Origin of the sequence: Streptomyces ziwulingensis (assembly GCF_039542605.1) — a bacterium.
In the GTDB taxonomy this organism is placed as follows: domain Bacteria; phylum Actinomycetota; class Actinomycetes; order Streptomycetales; family Streptomycetaceae; genus Streptomyces; species Streptomyces ziwulingensis.
The window spans coordinates 1-3,451 of sequence record NZ_BAABIG010000101.1 but is presented as its reverse complement, the minus strand read 5'-3'; the positions used below and the strand labels follow the sequence as shown (position 1 = coordinate 3,451).

At 72.3% G+C, this 3,451-nt stretch carries 2 protein-coding genes; both read left to right on the top strand.

Going from position 1 to position 3,451, the window contains the following annotated elements:
• The first annotated feature begins 148 nt into the window (after nt 1-148).
• The gene (locus ABEB00_RS35145; RefSeq protein ID WP_425586626.1) at nt 149-2,419 is read left to right on the top strand and encodes a condensation domain-containing protein; all 2,271 of its coding nucleotides are present in this window, start codon (nt 149-151) and stop codon (nt 2,417-2,419) included.
• Nucleotides 2,406-3,451 (top strand): condensation domain-containing protein (locus tag ABEB00_RS35140; protein WP_345624796.1); only part of this gene is annotated, 1,046 nt, incomplete at its 3' end. The genes ABEB00_RS35145 and ABEB00_RS35140, both read left to right, overlap by 14 nt.

Sequence of the window (3,451 nt, the reverse complement as noted above, 5' to 3'; positions counted from 1 at the left end):
GCATCCCGATGTCGCGCAGGCCGCCGTCATCAGCCACGAGGCAGGAGAGGGCGACCAGCGCCTGATCGCTTACGTGGTTCCGGCGGTGGCGGGATCCGAGACTTCCGCCGCGGCGCAGGTCGGTGAGTGGCAGCAGGTGTACGAGCGCATGTACGCCTCGGGAGACGCGGCCCTGGGCGAGGACTTCACCGGCTGGAACTCCAGCTACAGCGGCAAACCCATGCCCCTGGCGGAGATGCGGGAGTGGCGTGACGCCGCCGTCGAGCAGGTGCTGCGCTGGTCCCCCCGGCGGGTCGCGGAGATCGGGGTCGGCTCCGGACTTCTGCTAGCCCGCATCGCGCCGCACGTCGAGCACTACTGGGGCACGGACTTCTCCGGCACGGCCATCGACCGGCTCCGGGACCGGGTCGCCGCACAGGACTGGGGGGACCGGGTCCTGCTGTCCTGCCAGCCGGCGGACGATGTCTCCGGCCTGCCGCTGGGCCGGTTCGACACCGTAGTGCTCAATTCGGTCGCACAGTACTTCCCCGACGCCGGCTACCTCGACCGGGTGCTGCGCCGCGCGATGACACTCCTGGTGCCCGGTGGCCGCCTCGTCGTCGGTGACGTCCGGTCCGCCAGATCGCTGCCCCTGTTGCACCAGGCCGTGCAGCAGGCCCGGCACCCGGGAGCCAGGGGAAGCGTCCTCAACGCCCTGGTCGGCAACGCGGTGCTCCTGGAGACGGAGCTGGTGCTCGACCCGGAATGGTTCACGCGGTGGGCGCGGCGGGCCGGCGACGCCGCCGGTGTCGACATCCGGCTCAAGTCCGGTGCCTCCCACAACGAACTGACCCGGCACCGCTACGAGGTGGTGATACACAAGGCCCCGGTGGACCCGGTCCCGCTCGCCGACGTCCCCGTGCTCGTCCGGGACCACCACGACACGGACCTGAGCGCGATACGCCGGCGGGTCCAGGAGGCCCGGTCCAGTCCCGTACGCGTGCAGGGCCTCCTCAACGCGCGCCTGACCAGTGAAACCGGGCGGAGCGGCGGCATCGACCCGCACACCCTCCGGGAATGGGCGGCGGCGCAAGGATGGCACGCACTTGTCACCTGGTCCCGTACGGTCGACCACTTCGACGCCCTGGTCTGGCGGGACGGCCCGGCGCCGGCGGCCGCGTACACCGGCACCTGCCTCCCGGACGATCACCGCGAGGACGGACGGCTGGCCAACGAGCCGTCGAGGGTCCGCGAGATGAGCACGGCCCTCGCCGCGCTGCGCGGCTACGTCCGCGAGCGGCTTCCCGACTACATGGTGCCCTCCGCCGTCGTGGCGATCGGCAGGATCCCGCTCACCCCCAACGGGAAGCTCGACCGTGCGGCCCTGCCCGCGCCCGACTACGCGGCCGCCTCGACGCTCCGGGAACCGCGGAGCCCGCACGAGGAGATCCTCTCGGGGCTCTTCGCCGAGGTGCTGGGCGTCGAACGGGTCGGCGCCGAAGACGACTTCTTCCTCATGGGCGGCCACTCCCTGCTGGCCACCCGGCTGGTCGGCCGGATCCGGGCCAGGCTGGGAGTCGAGATACCCGTGCGCGACGTGTTCGAGAACCGCACGGTCTCCGCCCTGGCCGAGTGCCTCGCCCGGGGAAAGGCTCCCCGGCCTCCGCTGACCGCGCGGGAGCACCCCGCACGGATCCCCCTCTCGTTCGCCCAGCGGCGCATGTGGTTCCTCCACCGCTTCGAGGGGCCGTCGGCCACCTACAACATGCCCACCATGCTGCGGTTGCGCGGCCCCCTGGACGTCCCCGCGCTGCGCGAAGCGGTGCGCGACGTGGTGCGCCGCCACGCGAGCCTGCGCACCGTGATCGCGCAGGACGAGGACGGTACGCCGTACCAGCGGATCACCGAGGCCGACGGACGACCGGGCATGGAGGTACCGGTGATCAAGGTGCCCTCCGGGGATCTCAGCGGCGAGCTGGCCGCTGCCGCCGCCTACCGGTTCGACCTCGCCGCGGACCTGCCCCTGCGCGCGAGCCTCCTGTGCGGCGACGCGGACGACGATCACGTGCTCGCCCTGGTCCTGCACCACATCGCGGGGGACGGGGCGTCCGCCACCCCCCTCGTCCGGGATCTGTGCGGCGCCTACGGGGCTCGCAGGGAAGGACGCCCACCCGGCTGGGACCCGCTGGCCGTCCAGTACGCCGACTACACCCTGTGGCAGCGCGAACTGCTGGGGGACGAGTCCGACGAGGACAGCGTGCTGGCCCGGCAGGTGGACTACTGGCGGACCGAACTCGCCGGCCTGCCGCAACCGACCCCCTTGCCCTTCGACCGGCCACGGGCCGCCACGGCGGTGCGCCGCGCCGAGCAGGTCCCCTTCACGATCGGGCCGGAGTTGTTCTCCGGAGTGGAGGAGCTGGCCCGCNATGGGCGGCGGTGACGATCTGGCGATCGGGTCGCCCATCGCCGGACGTACGGACGAGGCGCTGGCCGACATGGTGGGCTTCTTCGTCAATAGCTGGGTCCTCCGCGTCCGCCTGCACGGCGACCCCTCGTTCGGCGAACTCCTCGAACAGGTGAAGGACAAGGCCCTCACCGCCTACGATCACCAGGACGTCCCCTTCGAGCGGCTGGTCGAACTGCTCAACCCCGACCGGTCCGGCGGACATCACCCCGTCTTCCAGGTGGCGTTCGCCTGGCAGAACAACGCGCGGGCGGAGCTGCGCCTGCCGGGGCTGGTGACCGAGATCGAGCCGGTGCCCAGCACGGTCGGCGCCAAGTTCGACCTCTTCTTCAACGTGGCTCCGGGCCCCGACGGCGAGGGCGCGGTGGGCACGGTCGAGTACGACACGGGGCTGTTCGACGCCGCGACGGCGGAGGCGCTCGCCCGTCGGCTGCTGCGGGTGCTGGAGCAGACGGTGGCCGCGCCGGAGGGACACCTCAGCACGATCGAGGTGACCGAACCCGCGGAACTCGCACGCTTCGTCCGCGACATCAACGACACCGCCGTGCCCCTGGCCGACCTGACGATCCCCGGGGCGTTCGCGCGTCAGGTGGCGGCCGCGCCGCACGCGGTCGCCGTACGGGCCGGCTCCGAGTCGCTCACCTACCGGCAGCTCGACACGTGGTCGGACCGGGTGGCCGTCGCTCTGGCCGAGCGCGGGGTGGGCGGGGAGTCGCTGGTGGGGGTCGCGTTGCCGCGGTCGGTGGAACTGCTGGTGGTGCTGCTGGCGGTGCTCAAGGCGGGAGGCGCGTATCTGCCGCTGGACCTGGAGTATCCCGAGGAGCGGGTGGCGTTCATGCTCCGCGACGCCCGGCCCGTGCTCGTCGTGGGCGGCACCGAGGCCGGCGGCCCCCTCCCGGACGACTGGCCGCGAGTCGCCTTCGAGGACCTGGCGCCCGTCTCCGATGCGGTGCTTCCGGTGGGGGTTTGGGCTGGTGGGTTGGCGTATGTGATGTATACGTCGGGGTC